The organism is Pectobacterium sp. F1-1 (assembly GCF_025643735.1).
Lineage (GTDB): Bacteria > Pseudomonadota > Gammaproteobacteria > Enterobacterales > Enterobacteriaceae > Pectobacterium > Pectobacterium colocasium.
The window spans coordinates 3,608,441-3,626,886 of sequence record NZ_CP104733.1 but is presented as its reverse complement, the minus strand read 5'-3'; the positions used below and the strand labels follow the sequence as shown (position 1 = coordinate 3,626,886).

Genomic DNA, 18,446 nt, shown 5'->3' with positions numbered 1-18,446 from the left:
TAAGTGCCGATTTATCGAGGTGACGAACTATGCTGATATACCCCGACTGGCCTTTGCCAGACAGTGTGAAATCTTGTAGTACGACGCGCATCGGTGGGCATAGTGTTGCCCCTTATGATTCGTTGAATTTGGGGAATCATGTGGGCGATGAGTCCGCATGCGTTACCGCAAATCGGCACGCGCTGGTGGAAATGGCTGGTCTCCCGGCCATGCCGCATTGGCTGGAACAGGTTCATGGTACTGATGTAATTCGTATTGGTGAGGAGTCACCCGCGTCCGTTTGCGGTGATGCTGCATATACGAATAAGAAAGGGCAGGTCTGTGCGGTGATGACGGCTGACTGCCTACCCGTGCTTTTTTGTGCAATCAACGGCGATGAAGTGGCTGCTGCGCATGCTGGTTGGCGTGGATTACATGCGGGGGTGCTGGAAGAAACGTTAGCCTGTTTCCGTGCGCAGCCTAGGCAGATCATGGCGTGGCTGGGTCCCGCTATCGGGTCTGATGCTTTTGAAGTCGGTTCTGAGGTGCGAGACGCGTTTATTCAGCATGATGCTGCGGCGGCTTCAGCATTTCGGCCTGAAGGAAATAAATTTTTTGCCGATATCTACCAACTGGCAAGTTTGCGTTTACGCGCCGCAGGGGTAACGCAAATTTTTGGTGGAAACGCCTGTACTGTGAGCGAACCTCACAAATTTTTCTCTTATCGGCGTGATGGCGTGACAGGCCGTATGGCAAGTTTAATCTGGCTGATATAACCTATTGAATTAAGACGATCCAGGACAAGTAACGTTTAAATCCTGTCACGACTGGCAAAATAACCTTGAAATTTTTGAGGGATGACCTCATTTAATCTCCAGTAGCAATTTTGACCAGTGTATGGGAGGAGTTATGCGTCTGGATCGTCTTACCAACAAATTCCAACTTGCTCTTGCTGATGCTCAGTCTCTCGCCCTTGGGCGTGACCACCAGTTTATTGAACCCCTTCACTTGATGAGCGCTTTGCTTCATCAGGATGGTGGAACTGTTGGTCCACTTCTGACTGTTGCCGGAGCCAATCTTAATCACCTGAAAACCGAAATCGACCAGGCAATCACGCGTTTGCCTCAGGTTGAAGGTACCGATGGTGATGTCCAACCTTCAAGCGAGTTAGTCCGCGTATTGAATATGTGCGACAAGCTGGCGCAAAAGCGTAGCGATACCTTTATCTCTTCGGAACTTTTCGTGCTAGCTGTGCTGGAGTCTCGCGGCACGCTGGGGGATATATTGAAAAAGGCGGGTGTTACGCAGCAAGGGGTAACAAACGCGATTGATCAAGTGAGAGGGGGAGAACAAGTGAACGATCAAGGGGCTGAGGATCAGCGCCAGGCATTGAAGAAATTCACGATTGATCTCACGGAACGTGCGGAACAAGGCAAACTCGATCCTGTGATCGGGCGTGATGAAGAGATTCGCCGCACTATTCAGGTTTTGCAGCGTCGAACTAAAAATAATCCGGTATTAATTGGCGAACCCGGCGTGGGTAAAACCGCGATAGTAGAAGGGTTAGCCCAGCGTATCGTTAATGGTGAAGTGCCTGAAGGCCTGAAAAACAAGCGCGTACTTTCATTGGATATGGGCGCGTTGGTGGCTGGTGCGAAATACCGTGGTGAGTTTGAAGAACGTTTGAAAGGCGTGCTCAACGATCTATCTAAGCAGGAAGGCAGCGTCATTCTGTTTATTGATGAACTCCACACGATGGTGGGTGCGGGTAAAGCTGATGGCGCGATGGATGCTGGTAATATGCTAAAACCTGCGCTGGCTCGCGGTGAGTTGCATTGCGTCGGGGCGACCACGCTGGATGAGTATCGGCAATATATTGAAAAAGATGCGGCTCTTGAGCGCCGTTTCCAGAAGGTGTTTGTCGCGGAACCAACCGTTGAGGACACGATTGCGATTCTGCGTGGACTGAAAGAGCGCTATGAATTGCACCATCATGTACAAATCACCGATCCGGCGATTGTGGCGGCGGCAATGCTCTCTCATCGCTATATCGCGGATCGTCAATTGCCAGATAAGGCGATTGATCTGATTGATGAAGCTGCATCCAGCATTCGTATTCAGATTGATTCGAAACCCGAGCCCCTCGATCGGCTTGAGCGCCGGATCATCCAGTTAAAGCTGGAGCAACAGGCACTGAAAAAAGAATCTGATGAGGCCAGCCAAAAGCGGCTTGAATTGCTGAGTGCGGAACTTGACCAAAAAGAGCGTGAATATTCCCAGCAAGAAGAAGAGTGGAAAGCAGAAAAAGCGTCGCTGACGGGAACGCAAAATATTAAAGCGTCTTTAGAGCAGGCGAAAATTGCGCTGGAGCAGGCTCGCCGTCAGGGCGATCTGGGGAGAATGTCTGAGCTGCAATACGGCAAAATCCCTGAGCTAGAGAAACAGTTGGCGGCAGCAACGCAGCAGGAAGGGAAAACGATGCATTTGCTGCGTAATCGAGTAACGGATATTGAAATTGCCGATGTGCTGGCGCGTTGGACAGGGATTCCTGTTTCTCGCATGTTGGAAAGCGAGAAAGAAAAATTATTGCGAATGGAAGATGAGCTGCATCAGCGTGTGATTGGGCAGAACGAAGCCGTCGAAGCGGTAGCGAATTCTATTCGTCGTAGCCGGGCAGGGCTATCTGATCCTAATCGTCCAATTGGCTCCTTCCTGTTCCTTGGCCCAACGGGGGGTTGGGGAAAACGGAACTTTGCAAAACGCTGGCGACGTTCCTCTTCGACAGTGACGACGCTATGGTCCGTATTGATATGTCTGAGTTTATGGAGAAACACTCCGTTTCACGCTTGGTTGGTGCGCCTCCTGGGTATGTTGGTTATGAAGAGGGGGGATATCTGACAGAGGCTGTGCGTCGTCGTCCTTATTCGGTCATTTTGCTGGATGAGATCGAAAAAGCACATCCTGATGTGTTCAATATCCTGCTTCAGGTATTGGATGATGGTCGTCTCACCGATGGTCAGGGCAGAACGGTCGATTTCCGTAATACTGTGGTCATCATGACGTCAAACCTGGGGTCTGACCTTATTCAGGAGCGTTTTGGTGAGCGCGGCTACACCGAAATGAGAGATATGGTGCTTGAGGTCGTTAGCCACAGCTTCCGTCCTGAATTTATTAACCGTATTGATGAAGTCGTGGTTTTCCACCCACTGGGAAGAGCGCACATTACGTCGATCGCACAAATTCAGCTTCAGAGACTATACAAACGTCTTGAAGAGCGTGGATATAGCGTCACGATGACGGATGCGGCTTTAGATATGCTCGGAGAGGTCGGGTTTGATCCTGTCTATGGTGCTCGCCCGCTTAAAAGAGCGATACAGCAATTGATAGAAAACCCACTTGCTCAGCAGATACTGGGGGGGAAATTGATACCCGGTAAACCGATCATATTAGATGTTGAAGGTGAACAGATCGTCGCACGGCAATAAATCTGTGAGTGAAACGGTAAGTGATAAACGGGGGCATTCGTTAATTGATGCCCCCCGGTTTTTATACGGCGAGCTCGGATTATGTTCACTTTCTGTATGTGAAGTATGCGAAATGGAGTCTTTTGGTTTGTTTTTGAACGGTTAGAAAATAATTTGCATTTAGCGCTTGTCAGGCGGTGAGAAGTCCCTATAATGCGCCTCCACTGACACGGCAACAGCGCAAACGCAGTTGTGATGACAGGAAAAAGATTTCATAAAGCAGTCAGCAATGACTTGACTTTAAAGCGGATTAGCATAGTATATGCGACCCGCGCCACGAGAGATTGTGGCACTGCTCTTTAACAATTTAATCAGACAATCTGTGTGGGTACTCACAAGACCGTATCTTGACGATATAAAAAGTCTTGAAGAGTGAACAACAGTAAATTCATTACGAATAAACAGTTTTAATTCTTTGAGCATCGCTGACGAGTTCAGCAAATCAAACAAATCTTAAATTGAAGAGTTTGATCATGGCTCAGATTGAACGCTGGCGGCAGGCCTAACACATGCAAGTCGGGCGGTAGCACAGAGGAGCTTGCTCCTTGGGTGACGAGCGGCGGACGGGTGAGTAATGTCTGGGAAACTGCCTGATGGAGGGGGATAACTACTGGAAACGGTAGCTAATACCGCATAACGTCTTCGGACCAAAGCGGGGGACTTTCGGGCCTCGCGCCATCAGATGTGCCCAGATGGGATTAGCTGGTAGGTGAGGTAATGGCTCACCTAGGCGACGATCCCTAGCTGGTCTGAGAGGATGACCAGCCACACTGGAACTGAGACACGGTCCAGACTCCTACGGGAGGCAGCAGTGGGGAATATTGCACAATGGGCGCAAGCCTGATGCAGCCATGCCGCGTGTGTGAAGAAGGCCTTCGGGTTGTAAAGCACTTTCAGCGGGGAGGAAGGCGGTGAGATTAATACTCTCATCGATTGACGTTACCCGCAGAAGAAGCACCGGCTAACTCCGTGCCAGCAGCCGCGGTAATACGGAGGGTGCAAGCGTTAATCGGAATGACTGGGCGTAAAGCGCACGCAGGCGGTTTGTTAAGTCAGATGTGAAATCCCCGAGCTTAACTTGGGAACTGCATTTGAAACTGGCAAGCTAGAGTCTTGTAGAGGGGGGTAGAATTCCAGGTGTAGCGGTGAAATGCGTAGAGATCTGGAGGAATACCAGTGGCGAAGGCGGCCCCCTGGACAAAGACTGACGCTCAGGTGCGAAAGCGTGGGGAGCAAACAGGATTAGATACCCTGGTAGTCCACGCTGTAAACGATGTCGATTTGGAGGTTGTGCCCTTGAGGCGTGGCTTCCGGAGCTAACGCGTTAAATCGACCGCCTGGGGAGTACGGCCGCAAGGTTAAAACTCAAATGAATTGACGGGGGCCCGCACAAGCGGTGGAGCATGTGGTTTAATTCGATGCAACGCGAAGAACCTTACCTACTCTTGACATCCAGAGAACTTAGCAGAGATGCTTTGGTGCCTTCGGGAACTCTGAGACAGGTGCTGCATGGCTGTCGTCAGCTCGTGTTGTGAAATGTTGGGTTAAGTCCCGCAACGAGCGCAACCCTTATCCTTTGTTGCCAGCGGTTAGGCCGGGAACTCAAAGGAGACTGCCAGTGATAAACTGGAGGAAGGTGGGGATGACGTCAAGTCATCATGGCCCTTACGAGTAGGGCTACACACGTGCTACAATGGCGTATACAAAGAGAAGCGACCTCGCGAGAGCAAGCGGACCTCATAAAGTACGTCGTAGTCCGGATTGGAGTCTGCAACTCGACTCCATGAAGTCGGAATCGCTAGTAATCGTAGATCAGAATGCTACGGTGAATACGTTCCCGGGCCTTGTACACACCGCCCGTCACACCATGGGAGTGGGTTGCAAAAGAAGTAGGTAGCTTAACCTTCGGGAGGGCGCTTACCACTTTGTGATTCATGACTGGGGTGAAGTCGTAACAAGGTAACCGTAGGGGAACCTGCGGTTGGATCACCTCCTTACCAAGAAGATGTGCGTTGAGTGAAGTGCTCACACAGATTGTCTGATGAAAATAACGAGCAAAAGCGTCAACAAAGTACGGTGTCGTGTCCCCTTCGTCTAGAGGCCTAGGACACCGCCCTTTCACGGCGGTAACAGGGGTTCGAATCCCCTAGGGGACGCCAGCGCATCCGACCATTCCGGTGAAAGCGGGGGTCTTCAGTAAGTAATCTGCTTACCTCATATCTTAAAACTGATTAGCAATAGTCAGGGTTTAAGATATTGCTCTTTAACAATCTGGAACAAGCTGAAAATTGAAACATGACAGCTGAATATGCATGACTGCCTTCGGGTGAGTTGTGATGATTCTGTCTGTCAATGAGTCTCTCAAATAATCACAGCACGATAATGACTTTGATTTATCAAAGACACCTTCGGGTTGTGAGGTTAAGCGACTAAGCGTACACGGTGGATGCCTAGGCAGTCAGAGGCGATGAAGGGCGTGCTAATCTGCGATAAGCGTCGGTAAGCTGATATGAAGCGTTATACCCGACGATACCCGAATGGGGAAACCCAGTGTGTTTCGACACACTATCATTAACTGAATCCATAGGTTAATGAGGCGAACCGGGGGAACTGAAACATCTCAGTACCCCGAGGAAAAGAAATCAACCGAGATTCCCCCAGTAGCGGCGAGCGAACGGGGAAGAGCCCAGAACCTGAATCAGTTTGTGTGTTAGTGGAAGCGTCTGGAAAGTCGCACAGTAAAGGGTGATAGTCCCGTACACAAAAATGCACAGATTGTGAGTTCGATGAGTAGGGCGGGACACGTGACATCCTGTCTGAATATGGGGGGACCATCCTCCAAGGCTAAATACTCCTGACTGACCGATAGTGAACCAGTACCGTGAGGGAAAGGCGAAAAGAACCCCGGCGAGGGGAGTGAAACAGAACCTGAAACCGTGTACGTACAAGCAGTGGGAGCCTACTTGTTAGGTGACTGCGTACCTTTTGTATAATGGGTCAGCGACTTATATTCTGTAGCAAGGTTAACCGTTTAGGGGAGCCGCAGGGAAACCGAGTCTTAACTGGGCGTTAAGTTGCAGGGTATAGACCCGAAACCCGGTGATCTAGCCATGGGCAGGTTGAAGGTTGGGTAACACTAACTGGAGGACCGAACCGACTAATGTTGAAAAATTAGCGGATGACTTGTGGCTGGGGGTGAAAGGCCAATCAAACCGGGAGATAGCTGGTTCTCCCCGAAAGCTATTTAGGTAGCGCCTCGTGAATTCATCTTCGGGGGTAGAGCACTGTTTCGGCTAGGGGGTCATCCCGACTTACCAACCCGATGCAAACTGCGAATACCGAAGAATGTTATCACGGGAGACACACGGCGGGTGCTAACGTTCGTCGTGAAGAGGGAAACAACCCAGACCGCCAGCTAAGGTCCCAAAGTCATGGTTAAGTGGGAAACGATGTGGGAAGGCACAGACAGCCAGGATGTTGGCTTAGAAGCAGCCATCATTTAAAGAAAGCGTAATAGCTCACTGGTCGAGTCGGCCTGCGCGGAAGATGTAACGGGGCTAAACCATGCACCGAAGCTGCGGCAGCGACACTCAGGTGTTGTTGGGTAGGGGAGCGTTCTGTAAGCCTGCGAAGGTGGCCTGTGAGGGTTGCTGGAGGTATCAGAAGTGCGAATGCTGACATAAGTAACGATAATGCGGGTGAAAAACCCGCACGCCGGAAGACCAAGGGTTCCTGTCCAACGTTAATCGGGGCAGGGTGAGTCGACCCCTAAGGCGAGGCTGAAAAGCGTAGTCGATGGGAAACAGGTTAATATTCCTGTACTGGGTGTTACTGCGAAGGGGGGACGGAGAAAGCTAGGTTATCCGGGCGACGGTTGTCCCGGTTTAAGCGTGAAGGTGGGTGACTTTGGTAAATCCGGGTCATCGTTAACACTGAGGCGTGATGACGAGTCACTACGGTGATGAAGTAACTGATGCTACGCTTCCAGGAAAAGCCTCTAAGCTCCAGGTAACACCGAATCGTACCCCAAACCGACACAGGTGGTCAGGTAGAGAATACTCAGGCGCTTGAGAGAACTCGGGTGAAGGAACTAGGCAAAATGGTGCCGTAACTTCGGGAGAAGGCACGCTGGTGTAAGGTGAAGTCCCTCGCGGATGGAGCTGAGACCAGTCGAAGATACCAGCTGGCTGCAACTGTTTAATAAAAACACAGCACTGTGCAAACACGAAAGTGGACGTATACGGTGTGACGCCTGCCCGGTGCCGGAAGGTTAATTGATGGGGTTATCCGTAAGGAGAAGCTCTTGATCGAAGCCCCGGTAAACGGCGGCCGTAACTATAACGGTCCTAAGGTAGCGAAATTCCTTGTCGGGTAAGTTCCGACCTGCACGAATGGCGTAATGATGGCCAGGCTGTCTCCACCCGAGACTCAGTGAAATTGAACTCGCTGTGAAGATGCAGTGTACCCGCGGCAAGACGGAAAGACCCCGTGAACCTTTACTATAGCTTGACACTGAACCTTGAGCCTTGATGTGTAGGATAGGTGGGAGGCTTTGAAGTGTGGACGCCAGTCTGCATGGAGCCGACCTTGAAATACCACCCTTTAATGTTTGATGTTCTAACGTGGGCCCGTAAACCGGGTTGCGGACAGTGTCTGGTGGGTAGTTTGACTGGGGCGGTCTCCTCCCAAAGCGTAACGGAGGAGCACGAAGGTTAGCTAATCCTGGTCGGACATCAGGAGGTTAGTGCAAAGGCATAAGCTAGCTTGACTGCGAGAGTGACAGCTCGAGCAGGTGCGAAAGCAGGTCTTAGTGATCCGGTGGTTCTGAATGGAAGGGCCATCGCTCAACGGATAAAAGGTACTCCGGGGATAACAGGCTGATACCGCCCAAGAGTTCATATCGACGGCGGTGTTTGGCACCTCGATGTCGGCTCATCACATCCTGGGGCTGAAGTAGGTCCCAAGGGTATGGCTGTTCGCCATTTAAAGTGGTACGCGAGCTGGGTTTAGAACGTCGTGAGACAGTTCGGTCCCTATCTGCCGTGGGCGCTGGAAGATTGAGAGGGGTTGCTCCTAGTACGAGAGGACCGGAGTGAACGCACCACTGGTGTACGGGTTGTGATGCCAATTGCATTGCCCGGTAGCTAAGTGCGGAAGAGATAACCGCTGAAAGCATCTAAGCGGGAAACTTGCCTCGAGATGAGTCTTCCCTGGGTACTTGATACCCCTGAAGGGCCGTTGAAGACGACGACGTAGATAGGCTGGGTGTGTAAGCGTAGCGATACGTTGAGCTGACCAGTACTAATGACCCGAGAGGCTTAACCTTACAACACCGAAGGTGTTTTGTGAGGCGACTCATAAAAAACAATACTCAGCTTGTTCGAAGATTGGTTCTGATGGTTGTGCAGAGAGAAGCGAAAGCGACTGAAGTGCGACGGTTGGAATGAAACAGAATTTGCCTGGCGGCGATAGCGCGGTGGTCCCACCTGACCCCATGCCGAACTCAGAAGTGAAACGCCGTAGCGCCGATGGTAGTGTGGGGCTTCCCCATGTGAGAGTAGGGAACTGCCAGGCATCAAATTAAGCAGTAAGCCGGAGTAATCTGGTGGTTGTAAAGGAATTCGGTGGAGCGGTAGTTCAGTTGGTTAGAATACCTGCCTGTCACGCAGGGGGTCGCGGGTTCGAGCCCCGTCCGTTCCGCCACTTATTATGCAAAAAGCCCTAAGTTAACGCTTAAGGCTTTTTGCATATCTGGTCATTCGAATTTTATATGGATTCCTCTCTTCCTCTACTTTCTGTTTTTCCCACTATTCTTTCCTTCCCTATCTCCGAGCGTACATTGCAAGTCTGCGATAAAATTCTTATAACAGAAGAGAGCTCTTTTTTGATAGGGTATTTAGTGTATTGAAATTGATAGTGGGTAAGGTGTGCGGAAAAAAACCTATGCAATGAGGTATGTTGCCGGCCAACCGGTTGAACGTATCTTTCCTCCCGGGGAAATGCATTATCCGGGGCAAGCTCTACCGACAGGCTCATTGTTGCTGGAGGGCGATATTTTACGCGTAATGGTGTGGAATATTTTCAAGCAACAACGAATGAATTGGCTTTCCGTCCTACAGAATTTCGGTAAGGATACTCAGCTAGTTCTGTTGCAGGAGGCGCAAAGTACGCCAGATCTCATCCGTTTTGCAACCAGTAACTACCTTTCCGCCGATCAGGTGCCCGCTATTATTCTCCCGCAACATCCTTCTGGTGTGATGACGCTATCAGCGGCTCAGCCGGTATATTGCTGTCCTTTACGTGAAAGGGAGCCTTTGCTGCGTTTGGCCAAATCCTCCCTGGTGACGGTCTATGCGCTTCAGAATGGGCAGAGACTGATGGTTATCAATATCCATGCAGTTAACTTTAGTTTTGGTGTTGAGGTGTATACCAAGCAGTTAGCTGCAATTGGGGAACAACTCGCCCATCATCAAGGGCCTGCTATTATGGCTGGGGATTTTAATGCATGGAGTCAGCAGCGTATCAACGCACTTAACCGATTTGCGACAACGATGGGGCTAATGGAAGTGCATTTCGTTGATGACCAACGGCGCAAGGCATTTGGTCGACCGCTAGATTTCATCTTTTACCGTGAGCTAACCGTAAATCAGTCTTCTGTACTTGTGACTCAAGCTTCAGATCACAACCCACTGCTCGTTGAGTTTAGCCTGATTTAATCACTATAAAAAAACAGCCCTCATACATCTGTATGAGGGCTGTTTCTTGTTACTGACTCAGATATGACGTTAAGAATCAGGCTTTATATTGCTGCTAACGTAAAGCGTCAGACGATCGCCCGGCTGGATGTTAGCATTCTTGTTGATAACAGTATTCCAGCGCATCACATCAGCGATATTTACGCCGTGACGTTTGGCAATGCTTGCCAGCGAATCACCCTTACGAACTTGATAGGTGATAGAGCTGCTATTGCCTGAAGCTTTGGCAACTTGCAGGGTCTGACCAACCTTGAGCGCACCAGCGCTACGCAGATTGTTCCAGCTTTGCAAATCTTTCGTACTGACATTAAGCCGCGCTGCAATTGCTGATAAAGTATCGCCTGAGCGTACCTTATACTGCTGTGATGCTGTCGTTGGCTGTGCTTGCGCTAAGCGTGTTGGTTGAATCGCTGCGATGTCACCATCAGCTAGTGAATCTTTCAACTGCTCAACGTGAGCTTTAGGAACCATAATGTAATGTGGCCCATTGGGTGCGGTGACATTACGCTTATAGCCCGAGTTATAGCTCTTCAGCTTATTCAACGACAGACCCGCCATCTCAGCGGCTTGTGTCAATTCTATCTGCTGTCCCAGTTCAACCTTTGCTAATGCTCGGCTTTCATTGGGTTGCGGCAGACTTACGCCGTACTTCTTGCTGTTCTTCAGAATATCGCTCAAGGCCAGCATCTTAGGAACATAAATTGACGTTTCACGCGGTAACGCCAATGCCCAGAAGTTGGTTGATTTCCCTTTCGCTTTATTCGCTTTCATTGCCTGCATGACGCGTCCTTCACCACTGTTATAAGCGGCAACGGTTAATAACCAATCGCCATCAAACATGCTGTTGAGCCGCTGCATCATATCCAGCGCAGCCGTCGTAGACGCAATCACGTCGCGACGTCCGTCGTACCATTGGTTCTGTTTCAAACCATAGTTACGTCCTGTACCAGGGACAATCTGCCATAGCCCAGCGGCATTGGCGGATGATGTGGCACTTGGATCAAAAGCGCTCTCCACTATGGGTAGCAGTACCAGTTCCATCGGCATTTTACGTTGCTTAATCTGCTCGACTATCCAGTACATGTACGGCTCTGCCCGTAATGTTACATCGTGGAGATAGCTCTTATTTTTCAAATAACGCGTTTTTTGCTCGCGGATCCGGGCGTTATCCGGAACCTCCATCTTCAGCTCGTCGCCAATGAAGTTCCACAGATCTCGTTGCGCAAGGCTATCGTCATCTAACCATCGCGCTGAGGCCTCTCGACCATCTGTGTACTTTCCTGCTTCACTTTGACTTGCCGAAGACAAACTCTGTGCATGCTGCTTGGGTTGCGAGGTGTCATGTGGTGAAACCTGACAACCCGCCAGCAAGACTGAGGCGATGATTATCGCTTTAGCCTTCATATGTTGGTCAATAGTTTGCTTAAAAGACGAGCAAGGATACTTTGATTAGAGGAATAGCACAACCTAAACCTTCAGAAGTAGTCTTTCTTGCTGCGTAGCATCTCAAAAGCTTGCCAATTCTCTATATTTTCAGGTTCTTTTGATAATTTTCTTTTTAAATCAAGTTCATGGCAACGAAGAAATAGGTTGATTCTTCTTTCCAGTCCTAATGTTGTTGGTAAACTAGACTGCGATTTTTCTCGTATCTGACTGATTTCATGGAGATAAGCTTCGATATCTTGATCTTCAGGCCATATAGCATTAGAGAATCTTAAGTTTGATAGCGTGTATTCATGCGCACAGCACACTACCGTATCATCAGGAAAAGCTGATATTTTCTGAATGGATTCATACATTTGTTTCGGTGTGCCTTCAAAAATACGACCGCATCCCGCTGAAAACAGGGTATCGCCACAGAACAAAAATGGCGCATTATAGTAGGCAATATGACCAGATGTGTGCCCTGGAACCTCAATTACAGAAAATTCCGAATTTAACAAAGAGACGGAATTTCCTTCCTCAACCAGGCTGGTTGCGCCACATTTAGCAGTTTCTTTTGGGCCAAAAACAGGCAGATTAGGGTAGTGCTTGAGGAGTTCACTGACGCCCCCCACATGGTCGTTATGGTGGTGAGTGAGTAAGATAGCTTCAGGAAAAAGTGCATGTTGATCGAGCGCTTTAAGCACCGGGGGCGCTTCACCAGGATCGACGATCACACAGCGGTTTTCTTTATTGCTCAATAGCCAAATGTAGTTGTCCTGAAGTGCGGGGATACTGATAAGATTCATTCATCACCTCTTTTTGCGAGTAGCCTGAGGACGAGAACAGAAGATGAAATCGGCACAAATCCCTCAGACCATTGTTGCACCTGATTCATGGGATGATATCACCGGTGGGCAATTTTATCGCGAGTCGCTGGAGTTGGCTTTATTTCCATGGTGGCCAAAGCTCTTTGGCTTCCATCTTATTAAGGTCGGAGCGCTGAGTGCGGAAATCCACATCACGGAGTGCGCGATTGCGCATCAGGTTAACGTGGCTCCACACGGTGATAATCTTCAGGTCGTGGCTGATGCTCATCAATTACCGTTCTCTGAAAAGTCGATTGATGCCTGTCTGCTCGCTCAAACGTTATCTTATTCCTCGGACCCACATCGTGTTTTGCGTGAAGTTGACCGTGTTTTGGTCGACGATGGGTGGTTAATTTTGAGCACGTTTAATCCGATCAGTCTGGTTGGCCTAGGTAAGTTGATCCCCAGACTCAATAAAAAGCATCCCTATTGCAGCCGCATGTTTACTCAAATGCGTATCACGGACTGGTTGGGACTTTTGAACTATGAGGTTATCCATCAGACCCATTTTCACGTTACGCCATGGAGAAGAAATAAAGGGAAGTTGAATAAACATATCCCGATGTTAGGATGCCTGACGCTGATTATTGCCCGAAAGCGCACGATTCCGCTGACGTTTACGCCAATGAGGACACGGTTGCGTAAAGCATCGGTGCGCCGCACGGTGGGCGCAACAAAGATATATCGGCGATGAGACGCATGCCTATGGTGATTTACTCCGCCTGATAGCCGGTGTCATCAAGCGTTGGCGCACTCGCGGCGGCGCGAGCGAGTTCATCACAGCGCTCATTTTCAGGGTGTCCGGCATGTCCTTTTACCCACTCCCAGCGCACAGAATGGCGTTGAATCGCGGTATCCAGCCTTTGCCAAAGATCGACATTTTTAACCGGTTTTTTGTCGGCGGTTTTCCAGCCCCGCTTTTTCCAGTTATGAATCCAACTGGTTATCCCTTGACGAACATATTGGCTGTCAGTGCAGAGCACGACATCACACTCGGTCGTCAGCGTTTCAAGCGCTGCAATAGCGGCCATCAACTCCATTCTGTTATTCGTCGTAAGACGATAGCCTGCACTTAACGGTTTTTCGTGCTGCTTGTAGCGCAGCAGGGCGCCATAACCACCGGGGCCGGGATTACCGAGGCACGATCCGTCGGTGAAAATTTCTACCTGTTTGCGCATCTCTGGTAGACTCTCCCTTATGGTAAAAACGGCAAGTCTGACATAAACGAAAACGATGAGCACTGAAATTACGCGACAAATCGTCCTGGATACAGAAACCACCGGTATGAATATGCTGGGGGTTCACTACGAAGGGCATAAAATTATCGAGATCGGTGCGGTTGAAGTGATTAACCGCCGCCTGACAGGCCGTCATTTTCACGTCTACATCAAACCCGATCGTTTAGTGGATCCCGAAGCGTATAACGTACACGGTATCAGCGATGAGTTTCTTGCTGACTATCCGACGTATGCCGATATCGTGGATGAGTTCCTCGATTTTATCCGTGGCGCGGAACTGGTCATCCATAACGCAACGTTTGATATCGGCTTTATGGATTATGAATTTCGGTTGCTGAATCGGGATATTCCTAAGACGGAGACGTTCTGTAAGATCACCGATAGCCTGTTGATGGCGCGGAAGATCTTTCCCGGCAAGCGCAACAGTTTGGATGCGCTTTGCGACCGCTACCAGATAGATAACAGTAAGCGTACGCTGCACGGCGCATTGCTCGATGCCGAGATTCTGGCTGAAGTTTATCTGGCGATGACCGGTGGTCAAACGTCTCTAGCTTTCTCAATGGAAGGCGAAACGCAGCAGAAGAATGAGAATACTGAAACGATCCAGAGAATTGTTCGTCCTCAATCGGCGTTAAAGGTGCTTTATGCAGATGAGGCTGAACTGTTAGCACATGAACAGCGTCTGGATTTAATTGCGAAAAAGGGCGGTAGCTGCTTGTGGCGGGCTGAATAATATCGCCGGAGCGCCGACCTTGATGTAGTGAAATAGAGCGCTCTCGTGCACCACGGGCGAGAGAATAATCAGTAAGATGAAATTATAAGCAAACAGAAACGGTTAGTTATAAAAAGCATTGACGTAATAGTGCCATCATCTTAGTATTCATCCCGCTCAGTGAGCATGAGTGGAGCGGTAGTTCAGTTGGTTAGAATACCTGCCTGTCACGCAGGGGGTCGCGGGTTCGAGCCCCGTCCGTTCCGCCACTTATTATGAAGACCCTGAATCAGCAATGATTCAGGGTTTTTTCATTTCTGGGTTTATCGAAAAAGACTGTAGATAAGCGGCTATAGAAAAATGCGGCCGCCTGAAAAACAGCGGCCGTTTTTTTAGAAATCCCAATCTTCGTCTTCAGTATTGACGGCTTTACCGATCACATAAGATGAACCGGAGCCAGAGAAGAAGTCGTGGTTCTCATCCGCGTTTGGCGATAGCGCCGAAAGAATCGCGGGATTCACATCCGTCATGCTGGCGGGGAACAGCGCTTCATAACCCAGATTCATTAGCGCTTTGTTCGCGTTGTAGTGGAGGAATTTCTTCACATCTTCCGTCCAGCCGACGCCGTCATACAGTTCCTGCGTATACAACACCTCATTGTCGTACAAATCCTGTAGCAGATCGTAGGCGAAATTCTTCACATGTTGCTGACGAGCGGGATCGGCCTTCGCCAACCCGCGTTGGAATTTGTAGCCGATATAGTAGCCGTGTACCGCTTCGTCGCGGATGATGAGTCGGATTAAATCCGCCGTGTTGGTCAGTTTGGCGCGGCTTGACCAGTACATCGGCAGGTAGAATCCAGAATAGAACAGGAATGACTCCAGAAACACGCTAGCGACTTTCTTCATCAGCGGATCGTCACTACGGTAGTGCGACAGAATAATGTCGGACTTCTTCTGTAGTGCTGGATTCTCTTCGCTCCAGCGATACGCATCGTCCACTTCACTCGTCAGGCACAGCGTCGAGAAAATCGAGCTGTACGAACGAGCGTGCACCGCTTCCATAAAGCTGATGTTAGACAGCACGGCTTCTTCATGTGGCGTCACCGCATCGGGCATAAGTGTCGGTGCGCCCAGCGTATTTTGGATGGTGTCCAGCAGCGTAAGACCAGTGAAAACGCGGATCGTCAACTGACGTTCGCGGGCATTCAACGTACTCCAGGACGGAATATCGTTCGACAGTGGCACCTTTTCTGGTAGCCAGAAGTTAGAGGTCAGGCGGTTCCAGACTTCCAAATCTTTATCGTCTTCAATTTTATTCCAGTTAATCGCCTGGACGCGAGAGAGTGCGGTCATGCTTCGATTTCCTTCCGCGATGGCTTATAGCGCACAGGACACACAGCCCTGAACTTCGGTGCCTTCCAGCGCCATCTGCCGTATGCGAATGTAGTAAATAGTCTTAATGCCTTTGGTCCAGGCGTAGATCTGAGCTTTATTGATGTCACGCGTCGTGGCGGTATCACGGAAAAACAGCGTCAGCGACAGTCCCTGATCGACGTGCTGCGTGGCGGCGGCATAGGTATCGATAATCTTCTGCGGCCCGATTTCATAGGCATCCTGGTAATACTCCAGATTGTCATTGTTCATATACGGGGCAGGGTAGTAGACGCGGCCGATCTTGCCCTCTTTACGAATTTCGATGCGTGACACAATCGGGTGAATACTGGACGTCGAGTGGTTGATATACGAAATTGAACCGGTCGGTGGCACGGCCTGCAAGTTCTGGTTATAAATGCCGTGTGCCATAACGGATTCGCGTAGTGCCGCCCAGTCCTGTTGAGTGGGAATGTCGATGTCAGCCAGTTCAAACAGTTCACGGGCGCGTGCCGTTGTCGGTTCCCAACGCTGTTCAATGTATTTATCAAAATACTCGCCCGTGGCGTATTTGGAGTGTTCGAAGCCAGAGAAGCGCTGATTTCGCTCCATTGCTAACGCATTCGATGCCCGAATCGCGTGGAAAGCGACGGTGTAGAAATAGATATTGGTGAAATCGACAGCTTCTTCTGTACCGTAAAAGATACGTTCTTTCGCCAGATAGCCGTGCAGGTTCATCTGGCCTAAGCCAATCGCATGTGACTCGTCGTTGCCTTTCTCGATGGACGGTACGGAGCGGATGTGGCTCATGTCGGAAACGGCGGTCAGCGCGCGGATCGCCAATTCAACCGTCTGGCCGAAATCGGGCGAGGCCATTGCGTTGGCAATATTCATCGAGCCGAGGTTACAGGAAATGTCCTTGCCAATGTGGCGATAGCCAAGATCGTCGTCGTACAGGCTGGCGTCGTTGACCTGCAAAATTTCAGAGCACAGGTTACTCATATTGATGCGGCCGTGAATCGGGTTCGCGCGATTCACGGTATCCTCAAACATCATGTAGGGATAGCCGGACTCGAACTGGATTTCGGCGAGGATCTGGAAGAATTCGCGCGCCTTGATTTGGGATTTGCGGATGCGCTTGTCGTTCACCATCTCGTGATATTTTTCGGTGACGCTAATTTCCGACAGCGGCACGCCATAAACTTGTTCGGCGTCATAAGGCGAGAACAGGTACATCACCTGATTATTCTTCGCTAACTGGAACGTAATATCGGGGATGACCACCCCCAAAGACAGCGTTTTGATGCGAATTTTCTCATCAGCATTTTCCCGCTTGGTATCCAGAAAACGCAGAATATCGGGGTGATGTGCATGCAGGTACACCGCACCTGCACCCTGACGCGCTCCAAGCTGGTTAGCGTAGGAGAAGGCATCTTCCAGCATTTTCATGATCGGGATAATGCCGGACGACTGGTTTTCGATACGTTTGATCGGCGCACCGGTTTCGCGGATGTTACTGAGCATGAAAGCCACGCCGCCGCCGCGTTTTGAGAGCTGAAGCGCGGAGTTAATCGCGCGACCAATCGACTCCATATTGTCTTCAATGCGCAGCAGGAAGCAGGAAACCAGTTCGCCGCGCTGCTTTTTGCCGCAATTGAGGAACGTGGGAGTCGCGGGCTGGAAGCGTCCACTGATGATTTCATCGACCAGCGCGCTAGCCAGTGCGGTGTCCCCTTTGGCGAGGGTCAATGCCACGAGGCAGACGCGATCTTCATAGCGCTCCAGATAGCGTTTGCCGTCAAAGGTTTTCAGCGTATAGCCGGTGTAGTATTTGAACGCACCCAGAAAGGTTTGAAAGCGGAATTTGTGAGCGTAAGCCTGCTGGAAAAGGCTTTTGATGAAATCAAACTGATATTGCTCCAGCACGTCTGCTTCGTAGTAGCCTTCTTCCACCAGATAACGCAGCTTTTCTTCCAGGTTGTGGAAGAACACGGTGTTCTGGTTTACATGCTGTAGGAAATAACGGCGTGCCGCGAGCTTATCCATATCGAACTGGATATTCCCCTCTGCGTCGTAGAGGTTGAGCATCGCGTTCAGCGCATGGTAGTCGAGTGTATGGTAATCGAGCGAGTGGGCATCCGAGTCTGTCTTGGTTGCTTTTGCACTCACGTGGTCTGTTGTTGCCAAAATTCAGTTACTCCCTTACGCACGTTTGCAACGTCTTCTGCCGTGCCGAGCAATTCAAAGCGGTACAGGTAAGGCACCTGACATTTCTGCGCAATGATGTCACCGGCGATGCAGTACGCTGCACCAAAATTGGTATTGCCTGCGGCAATCACGCCGCGCAGGTAAGCGCGATTGTGCGGATCGTTGAGAAAGATGATGACCTGACGCGGCACAGCCCCTTTCGTGCTGCCTCCGCCGTAGCTGGGGACAACCAGGATATAGGGGCGATCAACTTTCAATGCAGGCTGTTCTGTCGCTATCGGGATTCTCAGGGCGGGTAAGCTCACCCTGGAAATGAAGCGATGCGTGTTTTCCGACTGGCTGGAGAAATAGACCAGCGGGTTCATA

At 50.2% G+C, this 18,446-nt stretch carries 10 protein-coding genes, 3 tRNA genes, 3 rRNA genes and 1 pseudogene; 11 read left to right on the top strand and 6 right to left on the bottom strand.

What is annotated here, in order from left to right; all coding sequences use genetic code 11:
- Positions 1 to 29: 29 nt before the first annotated feature.
- The 8 genes and pseudogenes from yfiH to NAL19_RS16135 all read left to right on the top strand — a co-directional run bounded on the left by yfiH (position 30) and on the right by NAL19_RS16135 (position 10,219).
- A complete protein-coding gene (yfiH, locus tag NAL19_RS16170; protein ID WP_225085505.1) occupies positions 30 to 755 on the top strand; it encodes a purine nucleoside phosphorylase YfiH in 726 nt (241 codons plus the stop codon).
- Between the two features lie 133 nt (positions 756 to 888).
- A pseudogene (clpB, locus tag NAL19_RS16165) lies at positions 889 to 3,464 on the top strand (ATP-dependent chaperone ClpB).
- A gap of 494 nt (positions 3,465 to 3,958) precedes the next feature.
- Positions 3,959 to 5,500, top strand: a 16S ribosomal RNA gene (locus NAL19_RS16160).
- Between the two features lie 86 nt (positions 5,501 to 5,586).
- A tRNA-Glu gene (locus NAL19_RS16155) sits at positions 5,587 to 5,662 on the top strand.
- Positions 5,663 to 5,922: 260 nt separating this feature from the next.
- Positions 5,923 to 8,829, top strand: a 23S ribosomal RNA gene (locus tag NAL19_RS16150).
- Between the two features lie 132 nt (positions 8,830 to 8,961).
- Positions 8,962 to 9,077: ribosomal RNA gene (rrf, locus tag NAL19_RS16145) — 5S ribosomal RNA — on the top strand.
- The 16S, 23S and 5S rRNA genes sit together here with 2 tRNA genes alongside, the layout of an rRNA operon.
- Before the next feature lie 52 nt (positions 9,078 to 9,129).
- Positions 9,130 to 9,206: transfer RNA gene (locus NAL19_RS16140), tRNA-Asp, on the top strand.
- A 224-nt stretch (positions 9,207 to 9,430) separates the two neighbouring features.
- Positions 9,431 to 10,219: an endonuclease/exonuclease/phosphatase family protein gene (locus tag NAL19_RS16135; RefSeq protein ID WP_263057876.1), complete on the top strand. Its 789-nt coding sequence runs from the start codon at positions 9,431 to 9,433 to the stop codon at positions 10,217 to 10,219.
- Between the two features lie 69 nt (positions 10,220 to 10,288).
- Here NAL19_RS16135 and mltD read toward each other — a convergent pair whose 3' ends face one another.
- A complete protein-coding gene (gene mltD / locus NAL19_RS16130) occupies positions 10,289 to 11,662 on the bottom strand; it encodes a murein transglycosylase D (protein WP_263057875.1) in 1,374 nt (457 codons plus the stop codon).
- Between the two features lie 71 nt (positions 11,663 to 11,733).
- Positions 11,734 to 12,489, bottom strand: a complete 756-nt coding sequence (gene gloB / locus NAL19_RS16125) for a hydroxyacylglutathione hydrolase (protein WP_263057874.1) — start codon at positions 12,487 to 12,489, stop codon at positions 11,734 to 11,736.
- A gap of 43 nt (positions 12,490 to 12,532) precedes the next feature.
- On the opposite strand from gloB, the gene NAL19_RS16120 reads away from it, so the two are divergent.
- Positions 12,533 to 13,243: a class I SAM-dependent methyltransferase gene (locus NAL19_RS16120; RefSeq protein WP_263057873.1), complete on the top strand. Its 711-nt coding sequence runs from the start codon at positions 12,533 to 12,535 to the stop codon at positions 13,241 to 13,243.
- A 19-nt stretch (positions 13,244 to 13,262) separates the two neighbouring features.
- Here NAL19_RS16120 and rnhA read toward each other — a convergent pair whose 3' ends face one another.
- Positions 13,263 to 13,829, bottom strand: a complete 567-nt coding sequence (gene rnhA, locus NAL19_RS16115; protein WP_256598819.1) for a ribonuclease HI — start codon at positions 13,827 to 13,829, stop codon at positions 13,263 to 13,265.
- On the opposite strand from rnhA, the gene dnaQ reads away from it, so the two are divergent.
- A complete protein-coding gene (gene dnaQ / locus NAL19_RS16110; protein ID WP_225088205.1) occupies positions 13,783 to 14,520 on the top strand; it encodes a DNA polymerase III subunit epsilon in 738 nt (245 codons plus the stop codon). The two genes, rnhA and dnaQ, sit on opposite strands and share 47 nt — an antisense overlap.
- 171 nt (positions 14,521 to 14,691) lie before the next feature.
- Positions 14,692 to 14,768 (top strand) — tRNA-Asp (locus NAL19_RS16105).
- A gap of 123 nt (positions 14,769 to 14,891) precedes the next feature.
- Here NAL19_RS16105 and nrdF read toward each other — a convergent pair.
- From nrdF to nrdI, 3 genes are read right to left on the bottom strand one after another with little or no spacing between them, the layout of a single operon-like run.
- Positions 14,892 to 15,854: a class 1b ribonucleoside-diphosphate reductase subunit beta gene (gene nrdF / locus NAL19_RS16100; protein WP_263057872.1), complete on the bottom strand. Its 963-nt coding sequence runs from the start codon at positions 15,852 to 15,854 to the stop codon at positions 14,892 to 14,894.
- A 24-nt stretch (positions 15,855 to 15,878) separates the two neighbouring features.
- The gene (nrdE, locus tag NAL19_RS16095) at positions 15,879 to 18,041 is read right to left on the bottom strand and encodes a class 1b ribonucleoside-diphosphate reductase subunit alpha (RefSeq protein ID WP_263057871.1); all 2,163 of its coding nucleotides are present in this window, start codon (positions 18,039 to 18,041) and stop codon (positions 15,879 to 15,881) included.
- The gene (nrdI, locus tag NAL19_RS16090) at positions 18,038 to 18,445 is read right to left on the bottom strand and encodes a class Ib ribonucleoside-diphosphate reductase assembly flavoprotein NrdI (protein WP_263057870.1); all 408 of its coding nucleotides are present in this window, start codon (positions 18,443 to 18,445) and stop codon (positions 18,038 to 18,040) included. Before nrdI ends, nrdE begins: the two co-directional genes overlap by 4 nt.
- Between the last annotated feature and the right edge of the window lies 1 nt (position 18,446).

Bases quoted from the DNA above. Each gene is read 5' to 3' on its own strand.
- yfiH (WP_225085505.1), top strand. From the start codon at position 30: ATGCTGATATACCCCGACTGGCCTTTGCCAGACAGTGTGAAATCTTGT.
- mltD (WP_263057875.1), bottom strand. From the start codon at position 11,662: ATGAAGGCTAAAGCGATAATCATCGCCTCAGTCTTGCTGGCGGGTTGT.
- gloB (WP_263057874.1), bottom strand. From the start codon at position 12,489: ATGAATCTTATCAGTATCCCCGCACTTCAGGACAACTACATTTGGCTA.
- NAL19_RS16120 (WP_263057873.1), top strand. From the start codon at position 12,533: ATGAAATCGGCACAAATCCCTCAGACCATTGTTGCACCTGATTCATGG.
- dnaQ (WP_225088205.1), top strand. From the start codon at position 13,783: ATGAGCACTGAAATTACGCGACAAATCGTCCTGGATACAGAAACCACC.
- nrdF (WP_263057872.1), bottom strand. From the start codon at position 15,854: ATGACCGCACTCTCTCGCGTCCAGGCGATTAACTGGAATAAAATTGAA.
- nrdI (WP_263057870.1), bottom strand. From the start codon at position 18,445: ATGAACCCGCTGGTCTATTTCTCCAGCCAGTCGGAAAACACGCATCGC.